The following is a 19,781-nucleotide window of genomic DNA, read 5'->3' as shown; positions in this document are numbered from 1 at the left end:
AAGGGCCCATCCCAACAAAGTGCAATTCAGACCCTCCCAAGCATGCATTTGCTGCACCTAATAGAAACGCGGCGACCTCTTAGTTACCGCAGGCCGGACACAGGGTTACTCTCCAAATCTTTCCGCAGGACGGAGGAGCCCCTGCCGCGCGAAGCGCGCAGCGGGGGCTCCGACATGTCCGAGGACGATTTGGAGAGTAACCCTGTGCCCGGCCGACGGGATCCCTAAGCACGCCATGCTTCTTATGTGCAGCAAAGCTAATGCTGCTAAAATACAAAGCGCTCATGTAGTTTAAACGCACGACGATAAGGAGCACCAGTGGGTAACCACTTCCGTACCTCCGGTGCGGGCGATGATGCCCCCAAGACGCAGACAGGCGTCCAGGGCAGTCGTTTCGCCACTCCGGATTCAGAGGGCCAGCCTGTTGCTCAGGCCCCCACTCAGCCGGCAGATCAGGCACAGCCGGCATCCGATCCCTTTGCCTACAATCCCACCAGCGATGTTGCGCTTTCCGGCACGGCGGGTTTTGAGCCCGTTCAGGCTGTGACCGCTCGCGTGGAGCAGCCTCAGGCTGGCGCCGCCGCGCCGCAGCCTAGCATGGCCGGCATTCCCGACCCCATGGCTCCTGCGACACCGGCTCCTCAGCCTGCGCAGTCTGGCCTCTTTGCCGCTATTCCCGATCCCACGCAGCCTGCTGCCCCGGTGGTCGAGAGCGATCAGGCAGCCGAGGTCGCAAGCCTCGATAACGCGCTCAACAACCCCGATTTTACGTCGGTGTTTGCACCCATCGATCCGCAGGCCAGCCGCAAGAAGATGGCCAAGCAGGCCGGTGTCGAGCCCGTCATCCTTATGGAGCATGTCACCAAGATCTATCCGGCACAGCCCAACAAGCCTGCACTCGACGACATCAACATCGAGATCTATCCGGGCGAGTTCGTCTTCCTGGTCGGTCATTCCGGCTCGGGTAAGACCACGCTGCTGTCGACGCTCAACCGCGACGTCAAGCCGACGAGCGGCCGCATCTTGGTTGCCGGTCAGGACCTCATGAAGATCAAGAACCGCAAGGTTCCGTTCCTGCGCCGCCAGATTGGCGCCGTGTTCCAGGACTTTAAGCTTCTGCCGCAAAAGACCGCCTACGAAAACGTGGCGTTTGCCCTGCAGTGCATCGGCAAGCCCAAGGGCGTCATTCGCAGCCAGGTGCCCGAGGTGCTGCGTCTGGTCGGTCTGGCCGATCAGATGGACTCGCTGCCCGACCAGCTTTCCGGTGGCGAGCAGCAGCGCGTTGCCGTCGCCCGCGCTATGGTCAACCGTCCGCCGCTGCTGATTTGCGACGAGCCCACGGGTAACCTCGACCCGGCGATCTCGCTGGGCATCATGAAGCTGCTCGAGCGTATTAACCGCACCGGCACCACCGTGATCGTCGCCACGCACGACCGCGAGATGGTCGATAGCATGCACCGTCGCGTGATCGCCCTCGAGGGCGGCCACGTTATTCGCGACCAGGAGAGGGGAGGTTACGGCAACTATGGCACCAACTAACGTGGGCTACTCCTTCAAAGAGGCAATCAGCCACTTCTTCCGTAACTGGACTACCTCGCTCGGCGCCGTCATCACGATCTTCCTTTCGCTGTTTATCATCGGCCTGTTCATCATGGGCTCCGCGATGCTGAACTCCGTGATCGGCACCGTCGAGGATCAGGTTGTCATCAACGCGTTCATTAGCGATGACGCCGATCAGGCCGATGTTCAGGCTTTTGAGGCCGAGCTTAAGACGTGGAATAACGTCAAGTCCGTGACCTATAAGGACAAGGACGACGCGCTGGCCGAGTATACGAGCAAGATGTCGGGCAACGCCGACGCCACCATGAGCGCGCTCGATGGCCAGAACCCGCTGCCGGCTTCGTTTGCAATTGAGATGGACGATCCGTCCAAGGTCGAGAGCACGGCAGAGAAGCTCAAGAAGAACGCCGATTTCCAGAAGATCGCGGATGACGGCGACGTCAACGCGAGCGTGCTGTACGGCCAGGAGGAAGTGAGCCGCCTGTTCCAGGTGACCAACTACATCCGCATCGCCGCCGTGGTGCTCGTTGGCCTTCTGACCTTTATCGCATTCATCTTCATCAACAACACGATTCGCCTGTCCATCACGGCGCGTCGTCGTGAGATTGCGATTATGCGTCTGGTCGGCGCCAGCAACGGCTTCATTCGCGGCCCGTTTATCACCGAGGGCGTACTGCAGGCTATTTTGGGCTCGCTGCTTTCCATCGGCGTTCTGGAGCTGCTGCGCAACCTGATGATTCCGCGTCTGCAGGAGAGCATCGGCTGGATGTCGTTTGCCCTGCCGATGCAGTACTACCTGGTGACCTATGCTGCGCTGATTCTGGTCGGTGTGATTATCGGTCTCTTTGGTTCTGCCATAGCCATGCGCCGCTACCTGCGCGTGTAGGCATGCCTGGAATTCATCCCTTCCAACGGGTCGTCTCTTATGGGGCGGCCCGTTTTTTGATCCCTAGGGGACGGCAGGAAAGCGAATCATTTGGGTAGACTCTTTGGAGTTCGTCATCGATAGCAAGGAGGCGCCATGGGGCGCAATAACAAGCATAAGCGTGGAGCTCGCAATAAGCGCGGGCCGGTGCGCAGCGAACGCCGTCCGAGCCTGACCGGGCGCGTGCAGCTCCATGAGCATGGCGCCTATGTCATAACCGAGAGCGGCGACTACAAGGTTATGGGCCGCGGTAAGCGCGAGATCATGGATGGCGATACCGTTGCCGTGAGCATTAAGAACAGCCCGCACGGTGAGCGGCGCGCCGTGATCGAAGGCGTGGTTGAGCGCGCAGCCATAAGCGTGGTGGGTACGTACCAGACCGCTGGTCCGCTCGGTGTGATCGAGCCGCTCGATTCGCGCCTGAAGGCCGACTTCTTCATTCTGCCCGAGGATACCTCGACGGATCGTCTGGGCGTCCACCCGGGTGATGCCGTCGTCGCGCGCATTTTGACCTACCCGACGCGCCTGGAATCGGGCACCGTGACGATCGAACGCCGCATTGGCGGAGATGACGCGCCCGATTTGGGCGTTCAATACGTGATGGCGCGTTACGGCTATACCGATAGCTATCCCGAGGCCGCGCTGGACGAGGCCGAGGGACTTTCGCTCGATGTGTCCGCGGCGCTTAAGGACCCGCTCCGCCGCGATCTGCGCGACCGCTTTGTCATCACGATCGACCCGGTCGACGCGCGCGACTTTGACGATGCCATTTCGCTTGAGCGCACGCCCGAGGGTGGCTACAAGCTGGGTGTGCATATCGCTGACGTTTCTCACTATGTGGCTTGGGACGGGCATATCGATCTTGAGGCTCGCCATCGTACGACATCGGTGTATCTGGCCGATCGCGTGCTTCCCATGCTGCCCGAACGCCTGTCCTGTGACCTGTGTTCGCTTCGCCCTGACGAGGACCGTCTTGCGTTTACCGTTGACATTGAACTCGATGCGCAGGGTCGCGTGCGGCATTACGATCCGTACCCCAGCGTGATTCGCTCGCGTGTGCGTATGGACTATGACGGCGCCGAGGCGCTGCTGGTGCGTGCCGGCGCGGTGGAGTATGGGGTGCTGGAGGGTGCGGCCGAGGATGTTGCGGCTGCTGAGGCCTCGCGCGAGGAGGCGCTTGAGCGCGGTCTTGCGTACGAGAAGGCCGCCCGCGGCTGCAACGTCGACCTCGGCAATTTCCTTGTCGCCGCCAACGAACTCGCCGAACTTCGCCGTCGTATTCGTCGCGTCCGCGGCTCAGTCGATTTTGACACGGCCGAGATTCGCGCTCTATTGGATGAGGACGGAGTACCCGTGCAGATTGTGGCGCGCGAGCGTTCGTGTGCCACGTCGCTTATCGAGGAAGCCATGCTGCTCGCCAACGAGTGCGTTGCAGAGTGGCTGGCAGACCGTGATATCGAGGCCTGCTATCGCGTGCATGAGGATCCGAGCCCCGATAGCCTGCACGGTGCCGCCGTTGCGCTGGCGCAGCTGGGCATCATCGACGATCGCCGTGCTGCCGGTATTGCCCTGGGGAGTCCCGATGAGCTGCAGGCTGCAGTTGATGCTGCCGCCGGTACGGCCAACGCACCGCTCGTCAACACGCTGCTTCTGCGCAGCATGCAGCGCGCGCTGTACAAGCCGCGCAACGAGGGCCACTTTGCGCTCGCCGCGCCGTGCTACTGCCACTTTACGAGCCCCATCCGTCGCTACCCCGATCTGGTGGTGCACCGCGTGCTCAAACTGCAGTTGGCCTATGAGCAGCTCGGCGGCAAGGACGCCTTGGTCCGTACGCCGCGGCTGATCGGCAAGGGGCGCGAGTCGCTGCCGCGCATTCTGCCGCAGATTTGCCGCGCATGCAGCGATGCCGAGCGTGCGGCCGATGCCGCCAGCCATGCGACGCAAAAGATCAAGATTGCCCAGTACTATGAGGACCGTCTGGGCGAGCGCTATGCCGGATCCGTCTCGTGGGTTAGCAGGATGGGCCTCTTTGTGCGCTTGGACCTAACACAGGTCGAGGGCCTGGTTTCAATTAAGAGCCTGGGCAACGAGTGGTTCGAGTTCGACGAGGATGCGCTCACGCTCACAGGTGCCGACACGGGGACTCGCTATGAACTGGGCCAGCGTGTGATTATCGAGGTCTCGCGCGTCAATACCACGCGTGGGCACTTGGACTTTAAGCTTATTCATTAGCCAAATCTCGACTCATGGCGGGAGAGCGGAGGGCGGTCTTTCGGGGCCGCCCTCCGCATTTGGATCATGGCTACCTTGCCGTCTGCTCGGCCGCCCGCTTACCTGCTATTCGAGAGGTAAAACCTACCAAAATAAACCTGTCCCTTTTTGGCAGGTTTACAAGAAAGCGGGGATGAGATGGCGACGGTGTATGGTTATGCGCGGGTGAGTTCGCGCGATCAGAATCTAAATCGGCAGCTGGATGCGCTGGGCGCCTATGGCGTGGGCTCGGCGAATATTTATGCCGACCATGCGAGCGGCAAGGACTTCGATCGCCCGCGGTATCGCGAGCTGCTGCACATCCTGGGAGACGGGGACGTGCTGGTGGTGCTTTCTATCGACCGACTTGGCCGTAATTACTCCGAGATTCTTGAGGAATGGCGACGCATTACCAAGGAGCTCGGGGTTGCCATTGTGGTGTTGGACATGCCATTGCTTGACACGCGCGCCAGGGCCAGCGGCGCGCCGGATGTGACCAATACCCTGATTGCCGATATTGTGCTACAACTGCTGAGCTACGTGGCGCAGGTGGAGCGCGAGAATATTCATCGGCGCCAAGCGGAGGGGATTGCAGCGGCGCGGGCGCGAGGGGTCCGTTTCGGTCGACCTCGCAAGCCGTGCCCTCCTCAGTTTGAGCTGGTACGCGATAGCTATGAGGCAGGCGATATTACCCGCAGCCAGGCAGCAAAGTGCCTGGGCGTGTGCGTGGGGACGTTCGATCGCTGGATGCGCGAGGCGGGGTAGGGGTTTGCGCCGCTTTGGCGCTTCCTGTTGCGATTCAAATTTTGATACGGTGACGATGTCATTTGGGGCTACACTCGCTGATATTCAAAAAAAAGGAGGTAGGCCCTTGGCGCGCGTAAAACAAATAATCGGATGGACCGCGATCGTTCTGTTTACTGCAACGCTGGTGGGCATCTGGGTGCTGACGGAGCAAAATGCGGTGGAGACGTCGTTGCTGGGCGAGTCCACCGCGCGTGTGGTGGAGGGTCAAGCTACGGGCGTACAGGCTGCCGATGTCGCGGGTGAAGCTCAGACCGAGAACGGGATGACCGGGGGCACCGATTCGGCTGCTTCGAATGTCCGGTCTGGCCGACTTGCTTCCATTCGCATGTGGGTGGGCACGAACGTCCGTCGCGTTGCCCATACCGTAGAGTTTTTCTTCGTCGGATTGTTCGCCTCGGTGGTCGTGGTTTGCTTTTCCAGGCGTCCGTGGAGCGTATGCTCCCGTTGCGTGCCCGTGTTGCTCTTTTGTGCCGTCTGCTCCGTTGGCGATCAGGTGCATAAGATCTTTGTTCCCGGCAGGCATTTCGACGTTGTCGACTTAGGATTCGATGCTGCGGGCTATGTCACCGCGATGCTGCTGGTATTGCTGGCAGCGGTGTTGGTGCGCCATGCGACTCGGCCGATCGGCGCCCATGCGAGGCGCTAGCCGGTAACAAGCCCGTTTTTGATAATGCGATCTTGTTGAATTATTTTGTGTCGCGCGTATTTCCGAGCGGTCGGATTTGAGGGGCGAGCGGTAGAACGCTCGTCCTTTGTGCGCCACGATGCGGCACAATGTACCGTAAAAGCTGTTTATATCCGGTACGAATCGTTCGTTGGTCTTTAATTCTTCTCAACGGAGGTGTTTGAGATGGCAAACGGATTGCTTTTGCGGCTTCGCGAGCGTGAGCTCAGCGCGAGCCCGGCGGAACGCAATGTCATCGCATATGTAAGCGCTCATCCGCACGAGGTGGTCGGGCTGTCCGTCCGCGGTCTTGCCGATGCCACGTTCTCCTCGCCCTCGAGCATTTTGCGCTTTTGCAAGCGCTTGGGTTTTGCGGGCTACAAGGAGTTCCAGCGCGAACTGATTGCCGAGCTGGCGCTCTTGGGTGACAAGAAAGACGTTGCCCTCGAGGACATCTCCATGGATGACAGCGTCGAACGTATCGTGGGGAAGGTGATGAAAAGCAACGTGCGCACGATCGAAGCGACGGCGCGAACGCTCGATTACACCGTCTTGGAGCGATGTGCGGCCTATCTTAAGCGGGCACGCGCGGTCAATCTGTTCGGTATCGGTGCCTCTCGTTTGGTCGCGCACGATCTGGCGCAAAAGCTCATGCGTGTCGACAAAGAGTGCCATCTGTACGACGACTGGCATGATCAGCTCTTGTGTGCCAAGAACATGCATGAGGGCGATATGGCAATCGCCTTTAGCTACTCGGGCTTGACGCAAGAGGTGCTGGACTGCGCCGCCGAGGCCCAACGTCACAACTGTCCCGTTGTGGCCGTGACCAAAGTAGATGGATCATCCAAGCTTGCCACCATGGCCGATGCCGTGCTCGGCGTCGCTGCGAGTGAGCCCTTGGTCCGCAGCGGTGCCATGGCTTCGCGTATGGCCCAGCTTATGGTTGTCGATGCCCTGTACGCTGCTTACGTTGCCAGCGACTACGAACGGGCGACGCATGTCATTAAGCAAAACTACATCGAGAAACAGGAAAGATGAGGTGAATGAAATGCTCGATTTAACAAAATTCACGACCGAACAGCGTAATCAAAGGTCTATGGACCTCGATACGATGACATCGCTGCAAATCGTCACGACGATGAATGATGAGGATCTTCGTGCCGTCCAGTCGGTCACGAAGGTGTTGCCCCAGGTTGCCACAGCAATCGACTGGGCTGCTGAGGCACTCGAGCGCGGCGGGCGCGTCTTTTACATGGGCGCAGGCACCAGCGGTCGTCTGGGCGTACTCGACGCTTCGGAGTGTCCGCCCACGTTTGGCGTGTCACCCGATCTGATTGTCGGGCTCATTGCCGGAGGCGAGACGGCGTTTATCAAGGCTGTCGAAGGTGCCGAAGACAGTGAGGAGCTTGGCGCGAGCGACCTGCGGGGGCGTGGGCTCTCGGACAAGGATCTTGTCGTTGGCCTGGCGGCAAGCGGTCGTACTCCCTATGTGGTGGGCGGCCTTGTGTACGCCAAGGCAACTGGGTGCAAGACGATCGCAATTGCCTGCAACCAAGGGTCGAAGATCGGGGAGAGCGCAGATCTTGCCATTGAACCCGTGCCCGGTCCCGAGGTACTGACCGGCTCAACGAGGCTCAAGGCGGGAACGGTTCAAAAGCTCATTCTCAACATGATTTCGACCGGTGCCATGGTCAAGATCGGCAAGGTATACCAAAACCTGATGGTCGATGTGCAGCAGACGAACGAGAAGTTGGTGGTGCGCGGCCAGAACATCGTGATGGAGGCGACCGGCTGCACGCGCGAGCGCGCTATTCAGGCGCTTGCAGATGCCGGCGGCCACGTAAAAACCGCTATTGTCTCGGTACTGCTGGGCTGCGATGCCGAGCAGGCTGCGGTAGCTCTTGAGCGAGCGAGAGGCCATGTCCGTGCTGCGGTGAGTGGCCATGAGAAGAGCAATGCCGATGCCCAATAGGTGCGCGGCGTGAGCTGATATGACATCCAGACGAGATACCCAATACAAGGAGGAGTTATGACGAACAAAGAGCTGGCTCAAAAGCTGCTGGACCTTTTGGGCGGTAAAGACAACGTGTTGGCAAACGCGGCGTGCATGACGCGCCTGCGCGTGACCGTCAAAGACACGGGCAACGTCGACACGGAGGGTATTAAGGCACTCGACGGCGTGATGGGCTTGGTCGAGGACGACACGATGCAGATCGTGCTGGGTCCGGGCAAGGTGAATAAGGTGCTCGAGGAGTTCTCCAAGCTCACCGGCCTTGCGAAAGGCGTTGCTGACGAGAGCGTGGTTGACGCTGCGGCCACAAACAAGGCCGCGCAGAAGGCAAAGTACGAGTCCAAGCCGGTTCAGGCCTTCCTCAAGAAGATTTCCAATGTCTTCGTCGCCCTGCTTCCCGGCATCATTGCGGCTGGCCTCATCAACGGTATCTGCAACGTCATTAACGTCTCGACGGCAGGCGCGCTTGCGGGCGAGTGGTGGTACCAGGGCATTCGTTCCATGGGCTGGGCCCTGTTTGCCTATCTGCCCATCTTGGTGGGCTATAACGCGGCACGTGAGTTTGGTGGCTCCGCTGCGCTGGGCGGCATCGCCGGCATGATGTGTATCGCCAACAGTGCCATGCCCCTGCTTGCGCCTGGCGCGGCCGATCCTGCCACTGCCATTCTGCTGCCGCTTACCAATGCGCAGTACAACCCCGCAGCGGGCGGCATGATCGCGGCTCTCATCGCTGGTGCATTTTTTGTGTAAAAAGGACGAGTGAAATATAATGCTTAAAAAATATTGGATAAAATGTCCGATTTGTAACGGAAAGACGAGAGTTCAAGTATTTCATAATACTGTATTAAAAGATTTTCCTCTTTTCTGCCCTAAATGCAAATTGACGCATATCATTGTTGTAGAATAATTAGAGATTGTAATCAAAAATACAGAAAAACAAACTTTTATTATTTAGAAGAAAGGATATAAAAATGAAACGTTTACCTAAATATACGCCTGCGGAAGTACGGAATGATCCATACGGATTTACTTACAAAGAAATGTCGGAAGTTATTGGCGAGAATGAAGCAAAAGCCTTATATGAAGAATTATATAAGCAATTACCACGCAAAAAAATCTATCAATGTTGGTAAAAAATATTTGCAAAAGCAGTGATACTGAAAAGTATGTTTACGAACTGAAAGACAACAAATACATTGAAACGGTTTTTATCAAGCGGCGAGATGGTGGAACTGTTTGCGTGAGCACACAAGTCGGTTGTCCTGTTGGTTGTATTTTTTGTGAGTCCGGGCGAAATGGCTTTGTTCGTAATCTAACATCGTCAGAAATCGTACAACAGATTATATTGTTGCGTCGAAAAGTAAACCGTATCGTTTTTATGGGTATGGGAGAGCCTTTATTCAATTATGACAACTTGATAAAAGCAATCCATATTCTCCGAGATAGATATGGGCTCAACTTTCCAACCGACGGCATTACCATATCAACAGTTGGTCCGGTCGATCAATTAAAAAAATTGCGCGAGGAACATCTTAAAATTCAGTTGACAATATCTTTACACGCAGCAACACAATCTGCAAGAAATCGTATTATTCCTCACATGCGCATATATGCTATTGAAGATGTTGTTAAGCAAGCCTTATCCTATTCTGAAAGGCATAATCGCAAAATTGTCTTTGCGTATTTGCTTTTACCGGGTATAAATGACCGGCCCTCAGATGTAAGACAACTTGCAAAATGGTTTCGGGGCAAAAAAGTTATGATTAACGTGTTACAATACAACCCAACAAGCAATTCAAGAATTAAAGCACCACAGAAACGGGAAATAGTTGCATTCAAACATCAATTAGAGCAAGCAGGACTTGAAGTTACTATAAGAGTTTCTCATGGCAGAGAGATTAACGCGGCTTGTGGACAGTTAGCTAACACATATAATAAATTCAAAAAATGATTAAAAGTGCCAGACGCATAGACGCAGAGCCGATAACGCATTAGGTCAAAAAACCTATGTGTTATCGGCTTTTTTAGAGGCTTCGGTAGTTTGTGTGACAAGGGGCTAGCCTAGGCAGCAACGCTCTTCGCTCCCTTCACGCCCTTCTTCCTCGCCTTCACCGGGCGACCCGGGAGCTGGGGCTGGCAGTCGCCGCACCTGAGCATGAGCAGGGCCACGAGGTTGTCGGTGTTGCGGAAGCCGTAGCCCATCCTCACCGTCACCTTGATCTTGTTGTTGATGGCCTCTACGCGCCCGTTGCTGATGCCGAGCTCGACTGCGGCGATGATGTCGTCGCGCCGGCGGCGCACCTTCTTCTCCACGGCGACGACCTTGGCGATCTTGCAGTAGGCGGCCCTGTGCATCCAGTCGTCGAGCAGCTCGGCGGCCTCGGAGCCGTCGGCTGCCCGGAAGACGGCCCGCAGGTCCTCCTTGAGCTCCCAGGCCCTGACCAGCCGCGAGCCGGCCCTCTTCTTGAGCGCCTCGAGCCTCGCCCTCTGGCCGTCGGTGAGGTCCTCGGGGTTCTTCACGAGCGCGTAGCGGCTGCCCTTGATGGAGGCCGCCTCCTCCTCGAGCGCCCTGACCTCCTCGGGCGGCAGCTCGCCTTTGGCAGGCCTGCCGCGCTTGCCCTCGGGCCTGGGCCTGGCGGCCCTGGCGGCGGCCCTGGCGGCGTTCCACTCCTCGCAGCGCACGGCGTCGAGCGCGTCGTTCATCCACTGGACCACGTGGAAGGGGTCCATGACCCACCTCGCGTTGGGGCAGCGGCGCTTGACCAGCTGCCTTATCCACCTCGCGCCGTCGGCGGTCACCACCTCTATGGCGCGCCTCTGCTCGCGCGTGAGCTCGTCGAGGAACAGGTTGAGCACGTCCTTGCCGGTGCCCTCGTGCGCCCAGATGAGGCAGCCGCGGTCGTGGTCGACGACCACCGTGACGTACTTGTGGCCCTTCTTGTACGACGTCTCGTCGATGCCGATGCGGCGCACGCCGTCGAACCTCGAGGCGCCGCGCGCGGCCTCCAGCTCGGCGTAGACGCGCCTGCACACGCCGCCCACGCTGTGCCACTCGACGCGGGCGAGCTCGGAGACCGCCGAGGCGGTGCAGCGGACCGCCAGCCACGCCACCCAGTCCTCGAAGTCGCGCGTGAAGCGCGCCCCGTGCCGCGCCCAGGGGACGGCCTCGGTGCGCACGCCGTGCTCCGGGCAGCGCACCCTGCAGGGCGCGTACTCCAGGTAGCAGGCCGAGCGCGCCAGGTCCATCGCCCTCCACAGCCTGGGGGCCCCGCGGTTCGCCATGTCGTAGAAGTCGCAGGCCCTGCCGCATACGGGGCAGCGGCGCTGCTCGCGCTTGTAGGGCCGGACGCTCACGACGATGCGCTCGGCCTCGATGCGCGCGCCCAGGACGACCGTGCGGGCCAGACCGAGGGCGAGAAGTAGTAGACTCTTCATGCGTCACACCTCTTCGGTTGTCTGAATTTGGCTTAGCAATCATAGGCGGATGACGCGGAAACGGCCCCTCCCGGGGCCGTTTCAGTTCCAGATCGTTGTTTTCGCCCGCTGAGCTGGGCCTATGCCGGAATCTCTCCCACAGAAACCACCGAAGAGCCATTTTTTGCCTGGATGGAGCGTCAGATTCGCAAGGTTATGCCCAACGCACTCGACACGTTCCTGTCCCCGTTGCTGGTGCTCATCATCGGCGCCTTTGCTCTGATGCTCGTCATCCAGCCGGTTGGCGCATGGCTGACGACTGCCATCTTTAGCGTTTTGACCTTTATCTTCGAGAAGCTGGGCGTCCTGGGCGGCTATATCCTGTCGGCAGGCTTCTTGCCGCTGGTGTCCGTCGGCCTGCATCAGGCGCTCACGCCGATCCACGCTATGCTCAACGATCCCGACGGCGCTACCAAGGGTATCAATTACCTGCTGCCCATCCTTATGATGGCTGGCGGCGGCCAGGTCGGTGCCGGTCTGGCGCTGTACTTTAAGACCAAGAACGCCAAACTCAAGAAGTACGTCGCCGAGTCCATTCCCGTTGGAATCCTGGGTGTGGGCGAGCCTCTGATGTATGCTGTTACGCTGCCGCTCGTTCGCCCGTTTGTGACGGCCTGCCTGGGTGCCGGATTTGGTGGCGCGCTCGCGGCGCTGCTTCACATCGGCACGGTTTCTCAGGGCGTTTCCGGTCTGTTTGGCCTGCTGATCGTCGTTCCTGGCCAGCAGCTCGGCTACGTTGCCGCTATGCTGCTTGCCTATGCCGCCGGCTTTGTCCTGACGTGGTTCTTTGGCGTCGACGAGCAGAAGATCAACGAGTTCTTTGGCGAGTAGTTTGATATCGCGAGCCGTGTTGCTCAGAACTCGCGGCGCGCGGCAGATTTCTTGATGCTATGGTTGTGCCGGCGGGGCTAACTGCTCCGCCGGCCTTTTTTAAAGGAGCGTTGAAGCGTGAAAACGGGTATTTCAATTTATCTTTCCAGCCCTTTGCAGGATATTGAGCGGACGATTGAGCGTGGCGCCGCGGCGGGTGCGCGCTACGCGTTCACCTCGCTGCATATTCCCGAGGATGGGGGAGCGGCGTATGCCGATAAGGTCCGTCATGTGCTGTCGCTGCTTTCCGCCCGCGGCATTGCGCTCATTGCCGATGTGGGGCCTCGCACGTGCGATTTGCTCGGGCTTGAGCGCATCGAGGACCTGCGCGATCTGGGGTTGGAATACCTTCGTTTGGACTATGGCTTTAGCGCCCAGCGGGTCGCGGAGCTGTCCGGTGTATTTCGCATTGTGGTCAATGCATCGACAGTGAGTTCTGATGAAATCGCATCGTGGCGTGAAGCCGGCGCCGATGTGACTCGTTTTGCCGCCTGCCACAATTTTTACCCCAAGCCTTATACCGGTTTAGCTCTGGAGGACATTGCTCGGGTGAATCTTCGTCTTGCGGCGCTTGGATTCGAAATCATGGCTTTTGTGCCGGGTGATGCTAACGTTCGCGGGCCGGTATTCGAGGGACTGCCGACGGTCGAGGCACAGCGCGGTCGCGCGTCAAAGGTTGCTCTCAATATGCTTGAGCTTGCACATGGCGCCGATTGCGACATTGTGTTGGCCGGCGACCCCGATCTTTCCGATGCGGGCTGGGCGCAGTTTGCTCAAGTTTCCGCCGGATACGTGGACCTGCAATGCGAGCTTGAGCCCGGTTATGCCTATGTGCGCGGGCAGATTCATCACGACCGGCCCGACTCGAGCGTCCTCATCTTTAGGTCTCAGGAGTCACGTACGACGCTTAAGCCGGATTCCGTGTCGACGGATGCCGGAGCCGGCCTGCCGCGAAAGGCGGGGTCGATCGCTGTGAGCAATAGCGGATATGGGCGCTACGAAGGCGAGCTTGAGATTGCGCGGGTCGATCTTCCCGGTGACGAGCGCATGAACGTTGCGGGCCATATCACGCCCGAGGCAATGGAGCTGCTGCCGTTCATCAAACGCGGATTCGGGGTACGGTTCGTTTAGCGTGTGACCCGTGGGCTACAATTGGCCCATCATACGAAGGCGCCTCGTGTGGCGTGTGCCTGCGTTGGCCGATCTATATTCGGAGGATTCCCATGACCGTACTGTTTGTTGAATATCCCAAGTGCTCGACCTGTAAGAAGGCCAAGGCATGGCTGGATGAACATGGGGTTGAGTATATCGACCGCGATATCGTTTTGGACAATCCTACGGCTGATGAGCTTGCGACCTGGATTGCTCATTCGGGGCTGCCGGTGCGGCGCTTCTTTAATTCGTCGGGCATGAAATATCGAGAGCTGGGCCTGAAGGCGCGTCTGGATGCGGGCATGACGGATCGGGAGTGCTACGAGCTGCTGGCGACCGACGGCATGCTGGTCAAGCGTCCGCTGCTGGTGGGCGACGACTTTGCGATTCCCGGCTTTAGGGAATCGGCTTGGGCCGAGGCGTTGCTGTAGCGGCTGCGGAAAGTGCGACCCGGAATTCGCTTCCAGAATGGGATGCACTTTCCCAAAGTGGCCGGTTGCGGAAAGCACGTCCCATTCTGAGCTTCGATTGCGGGACACGGTTTCCGGTTGAGGGCTCGACAGGAAAGTAGGGACCAGTTTGAGCTTGAAATCTGGGACGCACTTTCCGCCGGCGGGCCTGCCCCAGTCAGTCCGCCAGCTGTGCCCATTCGTGCGGATCGTAGACCTTTACGTGCTTGTTGGGCTTGCCGCTCCAGTACTCTTCGTCCATAAAGGGCAGATATGCCTGAATGCCGGGGCAGATAAAGGGAATCCGCTGCTGTTGCAGTCGCTCGCGCTGGCGCTGCTCCAGGTGCGCCTCGGATATGACGGTCGGCATGCCGGACAGCTCGACGAGGCTTGCCTGGATTCGCTTAAGGTCGGGGAGTCCCGCGTGCCATGACATCCGCATGATTAAAAAGGATGCACGGCGGTATTTTGCCTGCACCACAGTAATGGCGGGGCGTAACGTGGGGTGAATTTTGTCCCGTTCGGGCCAAAGGTCGGCAGTGATCTCGAGGCCCAGGGTCTCCCATAGGTAATCAAGCTCTTCGTCCATGGCGCCTCGATATCTACGCGATCATTGATACTTCGATTGTGTTGCCTGGTGCTATCGTTTTCACGGTAGAATCTGCCAACGGTTGACGGCTACCGCTCACGGCGTTTTGCCCTTCGTGTACAGCGGTTGGCTTCACAGGTCCTTCACGGGTTGGACTAAATTAGGCCAATTTGACTGAATTTCAAAAAAGTCAAAATTGGGGCTTGCGTCACGGCGAGACTTCCCGTATATTTCTTTCTTGCGCAAAGGCACAGCCGAGCGCAGCGATGCAGTCATTGGGATGTCGTCTAATGGCAGGACAGCGGATTCTGGTTCCGTCAATGGGGGTTCGACTCCCTCCATCCCAGCCATTGCATTTGCTACATATGGCCCGTTCGTCTAGCGGTTTAGGACGCCGCCCTCTCAAGGCGGAGATCACCAGTTCGAATCTGGTACGGGCTACCAAAATTGAACGCCCGGGCCTCGTAAGAGACCCGGGTTTTGTGTATTGACCGTATATACGGCGCCTGCCGTGTTTCGCTCAGATCGAGGAGTAGCCATGGATCTGCCCATCAGCTTGCAAGACATCACGTATGCCGAGAACTATCTGGCGCAGGGCGACCTGGCTACGGCGACGCCGCTGCTGGAGCGTCTGGTGGAGCTCGCCGAGGAGTATATTGATGCTGAGTGCAAGACGGAGGAGAAGCGTCAATACTTTAGCTTCGATAGCAAGTTTGAGCGCTTGGCCTATCGCCGCGTGGAGAAGGATCCGCGCGAGCTCGTGCAGGTCGAGGTGCCGTTTGACCGCCTGTACTCTGATATGGCGTTTGCCTACATTCGCCAGCAGGATTATGTGAGCGCTCGTAATGCCCTGATGCAGGCTGTGCGTTGGGACCCCATGAACTGCAACTATCGCTTGGATTTGGCCGAGCTGTTCCGCGCACTCGAGGACAAGCAGGAATGGGCATCGCTCTCGTTCTCGGTGCTGGAGCGTGCAAGCGATGGCAAGTGCGCCGCCCGCGCTTACGCCAATCTAGGCCAGTACTTCTTGGAGCCCGAGACCGAGAACGTTTCGGCTGCCGTGGGCTGCGCGCGTCTGGCGCTGCGCCTGGCGCCCAACGATGCGCATACGACGCGCCTGCTCAACAAGATCCATACCACCTATCCGGATGCCGCCGATGAGAGCGACGAGCACGTGATGGGTGAACTGGCCCTGCAAGGCGTTCCGACCTCGCCTTCGGCCGAGATTGCCATCTGCCTGATTATGTGCGCGACCGATGCTGCAAGCGACGGCGACAAGCAGGAGGCGACGCGCCTGACGGTGCGTGCTCGCGACTTGGTGGGCGAGGAGGCCTGCGCGGCGATTATTAAACTGGTGCGCGAGAGCGATGCCGAGCTCAATGCCGAGCGCAAGGCAAAGCGCGAGACTGCGGGCTCAAACGCCGATGGAGCCAAGGGGGCCGGCGATGCCCAGTAAGCGCGAGCGCAAACTCATTTCCAAGAATCGCTCGGCACATCACGAGTACTTTATCGATGAGACGTTTGAGTGCGGTATTGAGCTGAGCGGTACCGAGGTCAAGTCGATTCGCGAGCGCGCGTGCCAGATTACCGATACCTTTGCACTGATTCGTGGCGGGGAGTGCTGGCTCGTCGGCCTACATATCCACCCTTATAGCCATGGTGGCGTGTGGAATCGCGATCCCGACCGTCGGCGCCGTCTGCTGCTGCACCGCAAGGAGATCGACTTTCTTGACGGCAAACTTCGCAACCGTGGTTATGCGCTGGTTCCGTTGGAGCTCTACTTTAATACCGACGGTCGCGTAAAACTGCTGCTGGGCCTGGGTCGCGGCAAGAAGCTCTACGACAAGCGCGAGGACATGGCCAAGCGTGATGTCCAACGCGAGATCGACCGCGCCCTCAAGGAACGCAACCGCTAGGCGCTCTATATAAGTTGCGGTGGAATACGGACTGTTTTGCCTGTTTGAGGGGCTATTCAGTCCCTATTTCACCGCAGCTGCGGGTGTCTCATCTTTCTTACTGTTCTGACACATATGTTTCAAAGGCGGCGTCCGTTATGGGCGCTGCCTTTTTTGTGGGTACATACATCCATGAGGTTCCAACCCGAGCTAGGGGAGTGATCGTTATGGACAAAACTGCGTTCTTTACCATGCCGAGCGGCCTGTACGTGGTGAGCGCCGCGGCAGACGGGCTGCGCGCCGGCTGCGTCATCAACACTGCGGTGCAGGTGACGTCCATGCCGCCGCGCATTTTGGTTGCCGTGAACAAGGACAACGTCACCTCGGGCGTCATCGCTTCGGCCAAAGCGTTCGCGCTGACCGTGATCGATCAGACCGCCGATATGCTCTACATCGGTAACTTTGGGTTCCGCACCAGCAGCGATTATGACAAGTTTGCCAAATACGAGACCCGCGAGACGGCTCTGGGCATGCCCTATGTGCCCGAGCACGCGGCGGCCCTGTTTAGCTGCCATTTGATCGACACTGTGGATGTTGGCACACATCTACTGTTTATCGGCGAGGTCGAGGATGCCGAGCGCTTGAGTGACGAGACGCCGCTCACCTACGATTACTACCATAAGGTCCTGAAGGGCAAGACGCCTCCGAAGGCGTCCTCGTATCAAGGCTAGAAATGTTTTAAAAATACTTGCATTATATTATTGAGAATCTATACTGATAAATGAAGTACATCACCAGTCGCGTTCGAGAGGAGAACATCATGGCTGAGGAGAAGAAGACGTATAAGTTCGTGTGCATCGTTTGTGGCTACGAGGTTGAGGTCGACACGCCCGAGCTGCCCGAGGACTACGTGTGCCCGGTCTGCGGCGTCGGTCCCGATCAGTTTGAGCTCGTCGAGGAGTAGCTCGTAGACACACGACTTGCAGCAACACAGAGCTCTGTCCAAGGGCCTCGGTCGAAATTCTCGGCCGGGGCCCTTTTGATTAATCCGTCCCCAAGGGATCACGGCTGCTGTTAGTCGATCCTGTCTGACGTGAGTCCGGCCGACCGTTTGTCTCAATCTGTAACATGTGGCGGCTCAAAACGGGCCTATCTGTTACAGATTGAGACAAAAGGTTGGAGCTGAAGAAATGTCTCGATCTGTAACATCTAGAAGCGGAAATTGGGTCCACTTGTTACAGATTGAGACAAACCAAAACCGTCCGGCAGAAGATCTCAACCTGTAACATCTAACAGTGAAAACGGGGTCTACGTGTTACAGATTGAGACAAACGGAGCTGTCCCTCGGAAAGATCTCAATCTGTAACACCTAGACATCAAAAGCGGGTCTAGATGTTACAGATCGAGACGTTTGCCTGAGTAGGTGCCCCGTCCCATTACATCCCTGTCAACAACACGACATCGAGAATCGTCACGATGGCGCCGATCCCTACGAGCAACGCGTTGAGCGGGCGCGAGTTGGCGTATTTGCCCATGACGCGGGGCGAACTGGTGAGTCGTATGAGCACAAAGACCGTAATCGGCAGCTGAAGCGACAGCAGTGCCTGGCTCCAGATGAGACCCTCAAAAGGATTTGGGACGACCAAGCACGCCGCCACTGCGCCGACGAAACAGGCCGCCACCCCGATTGAGGAATGTCGGTCGTGGATGTCGTATTCCTCATCGAACATGCCCGCGGTGATGGTTCCCGCCGCCATGCCCGCCGTCACACTACTCGATAGTCCCGCAAACAGCAGTGCCACCGCAAAGATGGTCGAGCTTGCCGGGCCCAGAATGGGGGAGAGTGTAGCCGCTGCGACGGCGAGGTCGTCAACGACAATGCCGTGCGCAAAGAAGGTCGTTGCGGCCAGGATGACCATGGCCGAGTTGATTGCCCAGCCCACGCCCATCGAAAAGAGCGTGTCGAAGAGCTCGTAGCGCAGACGTTCTTCGATAACCTGCTCGCCTTGGCCTTCGAAGTGCATGGATTGGATGACCTCGGAGTGCAGGAAGAGGTTGTGGGGCATAACGACCGCGCCTAGGACACTTACGATAATCGCGGCCGAGCCGGTGGGCATACTGGGTGTGATCCAGCTTGCGGCGGCTTGCGGCCAGTCGACCTTGACCAGCGCAAGCTCGGCTAAAAACGAAAGTCCTACCACGCCCACGAAGGCGATGATCCATCGCTCGGCGCGTTTGTAGGAGCTTGTCATGAGCATGGCAATCGATGCCGCCGCCACGATGATGCAGCCGGCGCGTACGGGCAGGCCAAAGAGCATCTGAAGGGCAATCGCACCACCTAGGACTTCGGCCATGGCGGTGGCGATGGTCGCGAGATAGGCACTGGCGAGCGCCGTGCGCCCAACGAAGCGGGGGAGATAACGTGTCGTGGCCTCGGCAAGACACGTGCCCGTGGCGATGCCCAGGTGCGCCGCGTTGTGCTGCAGCACGATGAGCATGATCGTGGACAGCGTGACGATCCACAGCAGCGCGTAGCCAAACTGCGAGCCGGCGGCCATGTTGGAGGCCCAATTGCCCGGGTCGACAAAGCCGACGGTCACGAGCAGTCCGGGGCCGATATGCCGTGCAATGTCTAGGCCTCCGTGACCGCCGGTGCGCCGGGAACCAAAATGATGTTTGAGATGGTTAATCATGGTGCGCTCCTGCGTGCCGTTTGCTTGACGCCGCAAAGGATACCCGTTTTAGGCTCGAAGTTAACCAAGACTAACAAAATAGCTGTATTTGAATAGGATGAGGAAGGGGGCTGCCGAAATGTCTTGATCTGTAACAACTAGGGATGGAAATTGGGCCTAGCTGTTACAGATCAAGACAGGAAGAAATGGTTCTATGGAAAATCTCGATCTGTAACAGCTGACCGCCAAAACCGGCCCTTCGTGTTACAGATTGAGACATTCGGAGCCGTCTCTCAAAAATATCTCAATCTGTAACAGTAGGTCGTCGAAATTGGGTCTTCCTGTTACAGATTGAGATGTTTGAAGCGGCGAGCTCACAGGCCGAACCTGGGGCCCTTGTTGTTGCCCTTGAGGTCGGCGGTGTCCACTCATAGGGCGCGCGTTACGCGATTGTTTCGAAACG

Annotated in this window: 19 protein-coding genes, 2 tRNA genes and 1 pseudogene; 19 read left to right on the top strand and 3 right to left on the bottom strand. The window is 58.2% G+C overall.

The genetic code is table 11. The annotated features are described in order from the left end of the window. Positions 1-318: 318 nt before the first annotated feature. The 10 genes and pseudogenes from ftsE (at position 319) to rlmN (ending at position 10,168) form a co-directional block, all read left to right on the top strand. Positions 319-1,539, top strand: coding sequence for a cell division ATP-binding protein FtsE (ftsE, locus tag ACGHEN_RS07820; protein ID WP_117775818.1), 1,221 nt, complete (start codon positions 319-321; stop codon positions 1,537-1,539). After that, the gene (gene ftsX, locus ACGHEN_RS07815) at positions 1,526-2,446 is read left to right on the top strand and encodes a permease-like cell division protein FtsX (protein ID WP_117778507.1); all 921 of its coding nucleotides are present in this window, start codon (positions 1,526-1,528) and stop codon (positions 2,444-2,446) included. The genes ftsE and ftsX overlap by 14 nt, the downstream gene beginning before the upstream one ends. A gap of 135 nt (positions 2,447-2,581) precedes the next feature. Beyond that, complete coding sequence (locus ACGHEN_RS07810; protein WP_390398645.1) at positions 2,582-4,717, top strand: ribonuclease R family protein; 2,136 nt, start codon at positions 2,582-2,584, stop codon at positions 4,715-4,717. A gap of 177 nt (positions 4,718-4,894) precedes the next feature. Further along, on the top strand, positions 4,895-5,500 hold the full coding sequence (locus tag ACGHEN_RS07805) for a recombinase family protein (protein WP_117629497.1): 606 nt from the start codon (positions 4,895-4,897) through the stop codon (positions 5,498-5,500). Between the two features lie 106 nt (positions 5,501-5,606). Further along, positions 5,607-6,188 carry a VanZ family protein gene (locus ACGHEN_RS07800; RefSeq protein WP_390398644.1) on the top strand — a complete coding sequence of 194 codons (582 nt, stop codon included), beginning with the start codon at positions 5,607-5,609 and terminating at the stop codon, positions 6,186-6,188. Positions 6,189-6,392: 204 nt separating this feature from the next. Further along, positions 6,393-7,244 carry a MurR/RpiR family transcriptional regulator gene (locus tag ACGHEN_RS07795; protein ID WP_117778504.1) on the top strand — a complete coding sequence of 284 codons (852 nt, stop codon included), beginning with the start codon at positions 6,393-6,395 and terminating at the stop codon, positions 7,242-7,244. A gap of 10 nt (positions 7,245-7,254) precedes the next feature. Continuing rightward, complete coding sequence (gene murQ / locus ACGHEN_RS07790; protein ID WP_373160874.1) at positions 7,255-8,178, top strand: N-acetylmuramic acid 6-phosphate etherase; 924 nt, start codon at positions 7,255-7,257, stop codon at positions 8,176-8,178. A gap of 57 nt (positions 8,179-8,235) precedes the next feature. Beyond that, positions 8,236-8,967 carry a PTS transporter subunit EIIB gene (locus ACGHEN_RS07785; protein ID WP_390398641.1) on the top strand — a complete coding sequence of 244 codons (732 nt, stop codon included), beginning with the start codon at positions 8,236-8,238 and terminating at the stop codon, positions 8,965-8,967. A gap of 19 nt (positions 8,968-8,986) precedes the next feature. Then, positions 8,987-9,124: a cysteine-rich KTR domain-containing protein gene (locus ACGHEN_RS07780; RefSeq protein WP_390398639.1), complete on the top strand. Its 138-nt coding sequence runs from the start codon at positions 8,987-8,989 to the stop codon at positions 9,122-9,124. Between the two features lie 64 nt (positions 9,125-9,188). After that, positions 9,189-10,168: pseudogene (rlmN, locus tag ACGHEN_RS07775) on the top strand (23S rRNA (adenine(2503)-C(2))-methyltransferase RlmN). Between the two features lie 110 nt (positions 10,169-10,278). On the opposite strand, the gene ACGHEN_RS07770 reads toward rlmN, so the two are convergent. Beyond that, positions 10,279-11,652, bottom strand: coding sequence for an ISL3 family transposase (locus ACGHEN_RS07770; RefSeq protein WP_066660379.1), 1,374 nt, complete (start codon positions 11,650-11,652; stop codon positions 10,279-10,281). 171 nt (positions 11,653-11,823) lie between these two features. Here ACGHEN_RS07770 and ACGHEN_RS07765 point away from each other — a divergent pair, with 171 nt between their 5' ends. The 3 genes from ACGHEN_RS07765 to ACGHEN_RS07755 all read left to right on the top strand — a co-directional run bounded on the left by ACGHEN_RS07765 (position 11,824) and on the right by ACGHEN_RS07755 (position 14,144). Beyond that, positions 11,824-12,522, top strand: coding sequence for a PTS transporter subunit EIIC (locus ACGHEN_RS07765; protein WP_390398636.1), 699 nt, complete (start codon positions 11,824-11,826; stop codon positions 12,520-12,522). A gap of 117 nt (positions 12,523-12,639) precedes the next feature. Beyond that, a complete protein-coding gene (locus tag ACGHEN_RS07760) occupies positions 12,640-13,692 on the top strand; it encodes a MupG family TIM beta-alpha barrel fold protein (RefSeq protein ID WP_390398633.1) in 1,053 nt (350 codons plus the stop codon). A 92-nt stretch (positions 13,693-13,784) separates the two neighbouring features. Then, the gene (locus tag ACGHEN_RS07755) at positions 13,785-14,144 is read left to right on the top strand and encodes an arsenate reductase family protein (RefSeq protein ID WP_161144816.1); all 360 of its coding nucleotides are present in this window, start codon (positions 13,785-13,787) and stop codon (positions 14,142-14,144) included. Positions 14,145-14,340: 196 nt separating this feature from the next. On the opposite strand, the gene ACGHEN_RS07750 is transcribed toward ACGHEN_RS07755, so the two are convergent. Further along, complete coding sequence (locus tag ACGHEN_RS07750) at positions 14,341-14,751, bottom strand: hypothetical protein (RefSeq protein ID WP_161144815.1); 411 nt, start codon at positions 14,749-14,751, stop codon at positions 14,341-14,343. Between the two features lie 276 nt (positions 14,752-15,027). Between ACGHEN_RS07750 and ACGHEN_RS07745 the strand changes: the two genes are divergently transcribed. The 6 genes from ACGHEN_RS07745 to ACGHEN_RS07720 all read left to right on the top strand — a co-directional run bounded on the left by ACGHEN_RS07745 (position 15,028) and on the right by ACGHEN_RS07720 (position 17,610). Further along, a tRNA-Gln gene (locus tag ACGHEN_RS07745) sits at positions 15,028-15,101 on the top strand. Positions 15,102-15,118: 17 nt separating this feature from the next. Continuing rightward, positions 15,119-15,195: transfer RNA gene (locus ACGHEN_RS07740), tRNA-Glu, on the top strand. A 94-nt stretch (positions 15,196-15,289) separates the two neighbouring features. Then, positions 15,290-16,207: a hypothetical protein gene (locus ACGHEN_RS07735; RefSeq protein ID WP_161144814.1), complete on the top strand. Its 918-nt coding sequence runs from the start codon at positions 15,290-15,292 to the stop codon at positions 16,205-16,207. After that, positions 16,197-16,667 (top strand): SsrA-binding protein SmpB, encoded by a 471-nt coding sequence (smpB, locus tag ACGHEN_RS07730; RefSeq protein WP_006235325.1) that lies wholly within the window; start codon positions 16,197-16,199, stop codon positions 16,665-16,667. Before ACGHEN_RS07735 ends, smpB begins: the two co-directional genes overlap by 11 nt. A 206-nt stretch (positions 16,668-16,873) precedes the next feature. Next, the gene (locus tag ACGHEN_RS07725) at positions 16,874-17,377 is read left to right on the top strand and encodes a flavin reductase family protein (RefSeq protein WP_390398631.1); all 504 of its coding nucleotides are present in this window, start codon (positions 16,874-16,876) and stop codon (positions 17,375-17,377) included. Between the two features lie 89 nt (positions 17,378-17,466). Beyond that, on the top strand, positions 17,467-17,610 hold the full coding sequence (locus tag ACGHEN_RS07720; protein WP_117638060.1) for a rubredoxin-like domain-containing protein: 144 nt from the start codon (positions 17,467-17,469) through the stop codon (positions 17,608-17,610). A gap of 472 nt (positions 17,611-18,082) precedes the next feature. Here the strand turns inward: ACGHEN_RS07720 and ACGHEN_RS07715 are convergent, their stop codons facing one another. Continuing rightward, entirely contained in the window at positions 18,083-19,339 is a 1,257-nt protein-coding gene (locus ACGHEN_RS07715) for an Nramp family divalent metal transporter (RefSeq protein ID WP_390398628.1), read from the bottom strand. Positions 19,340-19,781: the final 442 nt, after the last annotated feature.

The organism is Collinsella sp. i06-0019-1H4 (genome assembly GCF_042849575.1).
GTDB lineage: Bacteria > Actinomycetota > Coriobacteriia > Coriobacteriales > Coriobacteriaceae > Collinsella.
The sequence above is the reverse complement of the archived record's forward strand: the minus strand, read 5'-3'. Positions and strand labels throughout refer to the sequence as shown.

Coding starts and splice junctions, on each gene's coding strand:
- ACGHEN_RS07750 (WP_161144815.1), bottom strand. CDS start 14,751: ATGGACGAAGAGCTTGATTACCTATGGGAGACCCTGGGCCTCGAGATC.
- ACGHEN_RS07805 (WP_117629497.1), top strand. CDS start 4,895: ATGGCGACGGTGTATGGTTATGCGCGGGTGAGTTCGCGCGATCAGAAT.
- ftsX (WP_117778507.1), top strand. CDS start 1,526: ATGGCACCAACTAACGTGGGCTACTCCTTCAAAGAGGCAATCAGCCAC.
- ACGHEN_RS07725 (WP_390398631.1), top strand. CDS start 16,874: ATGGACAAAACTGCGTTCTTTACCATGCCGAGCGGCCTGTACGTGGTG.
- ACGHEN_RS07770 (WP_066660379.1), bottom strand. CDS start 11,652: ATGAAGAGTCTACTACTTCTCGCCCTCGGTCTGGCCCGCACGGTCGTC.
- ACGHEN_RS07765 (WP_390398636.1), top strand. CDS start 11,824: ATGGAGCGTCAGATTCGCAAGGTTATGCCCAACGCACTCGACACGTTC.
- murQ (WP_373160874.1), top strand. CDS start 7,255: ATGCTCGATTTAACAAAATTCACGACCGAACAGCGTAATCAAAGGTCT.
- ACGHEN_RS07810 (WP_390398645.1), top strand. CDS start 2,582: ATGGGGCGCAATAACAAGCATAAGCGTGGAGCTCGCAATAAGCGCGGG.
- ACGHEN_RS07795 (WP_117778504.1), top strand. CDS start 6,393: ATGGCAAACGGATTGCTTTTGCGGCTTCGCGAGCGTGAGCTCAGCGCG.
- ACGHEN_RS07720 (WP_117638060.1), top strand. CDS start 17,467: ATGGCTGAGGAGAAGAAGACGTATAAGTTCGTGTGCATCGTTTGTGGC.
- ACGHEN_RS07755 (WP_161144816.1), top strand. CDS start 13,785: ATGACCGTACTGTTTGTTGAATATCCCAAGTGCTCGACCTGTAAGAAG.
- ACGHEN_RS07715 (WP_390398628.1), bottom strand. CDS start 19,339: ATGATTAACCATCTCAAACATCATTTTGGTTCCCGGCGCACCGGCGGT.
- smpB (WP_006235325.1), top strand. CDS start 16,197: ATGCCCAGTAAGCGCGAGCGCAAACTCATTTCCAAGAATCGCTCGGCA.
- ACGHEN_RS07735 (WP_161144814.1), top strand. CDS start 15,290: ATGGATCTGCCCATCAGCTTGCAAGACATCACGTATGCCGAGAACTAT.
- ACGHEN_RS07780 (WP_390398639.1), top strand. CDS start 8,987: ATGCTTAAAAAATATTGGATAAAATGTCCGATTTGTAACGGAAAGACG.
- ACGHEN_RS07785 (WP_390398641.1), top strand. CDS start 8,236: ATGACGAACAAAGAGCTGGCTCAAAAGCTGCTGGACCTTTTGGGCGGT.